General features: G+C 73.5%; 4 protein-coding genes. 3 read left to right on the forward strand and 1 reads right to left on the reverse strand.

The window, feature by feature from the left end; genetic code table 11:
• On the forward strand, positions 1-2167 hold a 2167-nt coding region (locus AB8Z36_RS29310; RefSeq protein ID WP_369216405.1), incomplete at its 5' end, for a collagenase.
• A gap of 49 nt (positions 2168-2216) precedes the next feature.
• Here AB8Z36_RS29310 and AB8Z36_RS29315 read toward each other — a convergent pair.
• Positions 2217-3728, reverse strand: a complete 1512-nt coding sequence (locus AB8Z36_RS29315) for a glycoside hydrolase family 3 protein (RefSeq protein WP_369216406.1) — start codon at positions 3726-3728, stop codon at positions 2217-2219.
• Between the two features lie 236 nt (positions 3729-3964).
• Here AB8Z36_RS29315 and AB8Z36_RS29320 point away from each other — a divergent pair, with 236 nt between their 5' ends.
• Positions 3965-4966, forward strand: a complete 1002-nt coding sequence (locus tag AB8Z36_RS29320; RefSeq protein WP_369216407.1) for a zinc-dependent alcohol dehydrogenase — start codon at positions 3965-3967, stop codon at positions 4964-4966.
• 13 nt (positions 4967-4979) lie between these two features.
• The coding region (locus AB8Z36_RS29325) for a Gfo/Idh/MocA family protein (protein WP_369216408.1) at positions 4980-5861 on the forward strand (882 nt) is incomplete at its 3' end.

The following is a 5861-nucleotide window of genomic DNA, read 5'->3' on the forward strand; positions in this document are numbered from 1 at the left end:
GTCCGCCCCCGCGCCCGGCACCCGCGCGCTCCCGGCGCCCGGCCACCTCACGAAGGGCCGCCTCCCCGGCGCCCACAGACCCCAGACAAAGCAGCGGGCCCAGAACAAGCGGCAGGCCCAGGCCGGGCCGAGGACCGCTGCCTGCACGCTCGACGGGGTCACCGGGCTCGCGCCCGAAGCGTTCGCCGACTTCCTCGGGGACCCGGCCGTCACCGCCGAGGGCTGTCTGCGGAACCTCATATGGACCTGGGACCGGCGGCTCGCCCCCGTGATGTCGGACGCGCACGTGCAGGCGGTGTCCGCGCGCGCCACCCGGCTCGCCGCCGCGCACGACGGGAGGAACGGGACCCACCTCCTGGAGATGTTCACCTACCTCCACGCCGTCGCCTACCAGGACTTCTCGCACGACGAGATCGACGTCACCGACGGCCCCACCGTCGACGCCATGCGCCGTGCCGTCGCCGCCTTCGGCGGCGCGTCCCGTACCTTCGACGCCACTCGTGCCAACGCCGAGACGCTGCGCGAGGCGCTCTACGCGGCGAGCGCGCCGGGGCTCCGGCAGCATCAACTGCCGCTCGTCAAGCGGGTGCTCGCCACCGTGGACGGCGCCCACCCCGACACCGCCAAGGACACCTCCTGGGGCGGGTCCGCGCTCGCCGCGCTCTCCCTGAGCTACCTCGGCGTGTATCCCGGCAACCAGGACACCGCCTTCCACGCGGCGGTCAAGGCGGACCCCTCCTACCGTGCTGCCTTCAAGGCGTTCGCCGGATACACCCACCTCAAGGGCACGAACAACGCCTGGGTGGTGCGGGACGCGCTGAGCGAGTACGGCAGGTTCGGTCAGGTCGACGGACTCAGGAGCGAGATCGTCGGTGGTCTCGGCGGGCTGGTCGCGGTCACCGCACGCGACTTCGGCGAGGGCAGCGGGCCCTGGGCCAGGGTGGTGACCTGGCTGAACGAGTTCGGGGCCTGTGCGCCGTACCAGGTCTGCCGGGCGGACATCGAGCGGCGGCTCTTCCCGTACACGTACACCTACGACAAGGGCGGCATGAAGGTGCGCACGGCCCTCGGCCGGGACACCGTCGATCAGCTCTACTACGCGAGCAAGCAGGTCAAGGCTCAGTTCCACCGGGTCGTCGGCACCGAGGAGCCGCTGGCGGGCGACCCCAACACCGGTCTGACGACCGTGCTCTACGCCTCACGCGCCGACTACGAGAACTACCACCCGCTGCTCACCGGCATGGGCACCGACAACGGCGGCGTCTACATCGAGCGGGGCGCGACCTTCTACACCTACCAGCGGCGCGTGCCGCAGGACTCCACACTCACCCTTGAGGAGCTCTTCCGGCACGAGTACACGCACTATCTGAACGGGCGGTGGGCCGTGCCCGGGTTCTTCGGCGAGGGCCCCTGGTACCAGGGCGACCGGACCACCGCCATGGACGAGGGGACGGCCGAGTTCTTCGACGGGTCGACGCGCGACGACGGCGTCAAGGCCCGCAAGTCGCTTGTGCGGGGCATCATCGCGGACACGGCGAACGGCGGGCCCCGCATGAGCGTCCGGCACATCCTGCACGCCACGTACGACGGTGACGGTTTCCGCTTCTACGACTACGCGGGCACGTTCTTCGAGTTCCTCTGGGCCGAACGGCCCGGTCTGCTGAAGGAGATGTACCGCCATCTGCGCGCCGACGACCCGGCCGCCTTCGACGCCTGGCGGGACCGGCTCGGCGCGGACGGCGGGCTCCAGCGCGGCTACGACGCCTTCCTCGACGAGCAGATCGCGCACGTCGACGACCTCTTCGTGCCCGACACGACATACGTGCCGGTCGGCCAGTTGCGGGACACCACCGCGGCCCAGGTCCGTGACTCCTTCCAGGCGACCACGGGCGTCACGCCCCAGTGCCGCTCCAACGGGGCGCCCGAGCGGCCGCGCTACCTCTGCGCCGGACGCATCACCGCTCATCTCAGCGCCTCGGACGACCCGGACGCCGTGTTCACGGACATGGCCGAGACCGTCGACTACTACCTGCTCGACCGGTCGGCCTCGGGGGCGGGACACAACAACCTCGCCGACATGAACTGCTCGTTCGGTGAGGTGGACGTCTGGAGCGACGGCCGGGCGGGCAGCGCCGACTTCAGCTGCGAGGGGCCGCTGCGGGGTTGAGCGCTGCGAAGTTGAGCGCGGCGGGCCGGGGGCGGCACGCCGGTCGGTGTCAGGCGGTCGCGCCCACGAGGAACTCGGCCGCCGCGATGCCCGAGACGCGGGTCGCCCCGTGTGTGATCAGGTGGGCGGCTCCCAGCGAGTCGCCCGCCGGTACACCCATCTCCACGACCAGGGCGTCGGGGCGGCTGCGCAGGAGGCGGGTGAGCGTGTCGGTCATCCAGCGGTGGCGGGCCGCGTCACGGACCACGACCACCAGGGCGCGGTCCGCCGCGGGGGCGAGGACCTCGCGGTCGAGGAAGTCGCCGGTGTGCGCGATCTCGGGCTCGGTCAGGCGGACGGACGTGGTGCCGGGGCGCAGGTCGCGCAGGGGTTCGGCGACGCCCCAGGGGGTGCGTCCGTCCACCGCCAGGTTCATGATCGGGGAGAGCTCGACGACGTGCGGTGCACCGGCAAGCGGCAGCGCGGCGTCCGAACGGTGCCGCACCCGGACCGCGCGGCGCGCCGCCACCAGGCCGATGCCGGGGTCCTCCGCGGCCTCGGCCACCGCCCGGGAGCGCTCGCCCGACCAGGCCGCGAACTCGCCCACGCGCCTGCTCGCCTCGGCGAGGCGGTCCTCGGGGAGCGTGCCCTCGTGGACCGCCTTGACCAGGGCGGTGGAGAGCAGGTCGGCGGTGGCCTCGTCGGCGCTCTCACCGCCCACGCACACGGCGTCGACACCACCCGCGAGCGCCCGCACGGTGGCGCCGTCGATGCCGTAGCGGTCGGTGACGGCGCCCATCTCGATGCCGTCCGTCACCAGGAGCCCGTCGAAGCGCAGTTCGCCGCGGAGCAGGTCCACCAGGATGCGGTGGCTGAGCGTCGCGGGCAGGTCGGGGTCGTAGGCGGGGGCGAGCAGATGGGCGGTCATCACCGCGCGGACGCCCGCCTCCATCGCCGCGATGAACGGCGGCAGCGCGGTGAGCGCGATCTCCTCGGCCGAGCCCCGCACCTGCGGGAGGCCGTAGTGCGAGTCGACGACCGTGTCGCCGTGGCCGGGGAAGTGCTTGGCGCAGGCCGCGACGCCCGCGCCTTGCAGGCCGCGGATCCAGGCGGCCGTGTGCCGGGAGACGATGTCGGTGCGGGAGCCGAAGGAGCGGACGCCGATCACCGGGTTGAGCGGGTTGGAGTTCACGTCCGCGCTCGGCGCGAAGTTGAGCGAGACGCCGGCGGCGTGCAGGTCACGGCCGATGTCATGGGCCACGCGCTCGGTCAGGTCGATGTCGTCGACGGCGCCGAGGGCGAGGTTTCCCGGGCGCGAGGAGCCGGTCCAGGCCTCCATGCGGGTCACGTCGCCCGCCTCCTCGTCGATGGCGACGATCAGGTCGGGGTTCTCCGCGCGCAGCTCGGCGGTGAGCCGCGCGACCTGCTCGACGCTCTCGATGTTCCGGGCGAACAGCACGACGGAGCCCAGGCCCTCGGAGATCTTGCGGCGCACCCAGTCGGGGGCCGTGGTGCCCTCGAAGCCGGGTTGCAGCACGGAGTTGGCGAGGTGCTCCAGAGTCGGGTCACTGCTGGATGCCATGGCGCGACCTCCGAAGTTGCGGTACGTGGCTGATGCGGGCGGCGGCTCGTGGTACGAGAGGGGATGGCGGGGCCGTTGCTTATTGGTCCAGGCCAATCGATTAGTGGATATTGGCTCGTATCGATCGGGGCTGTCAAGGAGTCCGAACAGGCCGAGGCACACGAATGGCGGGTGCCGGGGCGACAGTTGCGTAATCCTGGTGACTTCCGCGGTTCGTGACCGGTGAGGGGAGAGCCATGCGCAGGTACGAGCTCGTCGGCAGGCGCGACATCAGACTGCGCACCGAGGTGGCGGTGCCGGAGCCCGGCCCCCTGGAGGTCGTCGTCCGGGTGCGCGCCTGCACCGTCTGCAACCGCAGCGACCTCGCCTACTTCCACTACTACGGGCTGCGCGAGCACTGCTCCCAGGGCTGTTTCGGTCATGAGATCGCCGGGGTCGTCGAGGCCACCGGGGCCGGGGTGAGCCGTGTGGTGCCCGGCCAGCGCGTCTTCGTACGCACGCCGCTGACCAGTGGGTACGCCGACTTCGCACTGGCCCGCGAGATAGCCGTGGGCGTGCTGCCCGACGCCGTGCCCTTCGAGCAGGGCGCCATCCTCCAGCTCCTTCCGCTGGCCGTGCACGCCACGCGCGGCGTGCGGCTCGGGGACCGCGTGGTGATCGTCGGGCAGGGGCCCGTGGGGCAGCTCGCGCTGCGCGTCGCCGTGGCCCGCGGCGCCGCCGAGGCCGTCGCCGTCGACCTCGACGACTGGCGGCTCGAACGGTCGCGTGCGGCGGGCGCCGACGACGTGCGGCGGGTGGACGGCTCCGGCGAGCAGCTCGCCGCCGTCGGCGCCGACTTCGACGTCGCGGTCGACGCGGTGGGCACGCCGACGACCCTCAACGCCTGCGTCGGCCTCGTCCGGCAGAACGGCCTCGTCGTCCTGCTCGGCACCCACCACATCGACACCCGCGTGTCCGTGGACCTCGTCACCTGGGAACGCAAGGGGCTGCGCGTGCACAGCTCCGCCGAGCCGCTGGACACCGCGCGCGCCGAGGCCCTCGCGGTCGCCGAGCGCCTCGCGCACCGCCGCGCGGACCTGCTGCGGCTGCCCGACCTCCTCACGCACACCTACCCCCTCGAAGAGCTGCCCAAGGCCATGGAGCAGCTCTCCGCGAGCCGCGCGCTGTACCCGGACGCGGAGCACGCCCCCTACGACGGGCCGCCCCGCGAGACCCTGAAGGTGGCGATCGTTCCTTGAGCGGGGGCCCGGAGTGAGGTGGGGCATCGCGGGATACGGCGACATCGTCACGCGCCGGGTGCTGCCCGCGCTGCACGCGCTCGGAGAGGAGCCCGCCGTCCTCTGGGGCCGTGACGCGGGGCGCGCGGCGCGGGTGGCGGCGCGGCACGGCGTGCTCCGGTCGGGCGCGGACCCCGGGGTGCTCCTGCGGGACGTCGACGCCGTGTACGTGGCGACGCCGGTCGCCGCCCATGTGCCGCTCGCGGCGGCGGTGCTCGGCGCGGGCCTTCCGGTACTGGTCGAGAAGCCGCTCGCCGGGGGCCTCGGCACCGGGGGCGGGCTCGACGCCGCCGGCGGGTGCGCCGGGGTCGCCTACTACCGGCGCCTCGCGCCCGCGGTGCGGCGCCTGCGCGCGGAGCTGGCGGACTGGACGCCGGAGCGGGTGGAGGTGCGGTTCCGCTGCGCGTTCGCGCCGGGACCCGATGACCCGATGCGCTGGCGCACCGACCCGGCGGTCTCCGGCGGCGGAGTCCTGGCGGACGCGGGCAGCCACCGCGTCGACCTGCTCCTGCACCTCTTCGGCCGCCCGCACGAGGTGACCGCCCGCTTGAGCGACCCCTTCCCGAGCGGCGCGGAACGCAGGGCCGCACTCACGCTGCGCTGGGCGTCGGGCCTGTGGGCGGACTGCCTCGTGGAGTGGGGCGGCGAAGCGCCAATGGACCGGATGGAGTTGGTGGGCGGGGACCGTACGGTGGTCCTGGAGCCGCTGGACTCGGGGCGCCTGACGGGACTGACGGAGCCGCCGGGACGGGCCGCCGGAGCCGCCGGTGAGGTGTGCCTGCCGCCGCCGCCCAACCCCCACCAGCCCCTGCTCGCCGACTTCGTCGCGGCCGTCGGTGAGGGGCGGGAGCCGGTG

This window comes from Streptomyces flavofungini, assembly GCF_041028215.1.
GTDB classification, from domain to species: Bacteria; Actinomycetota; Actinomycetes; order Streptomycetales; family Streptomycetaceae; genus Streptomyces; species Streptomyces flavofungini_B.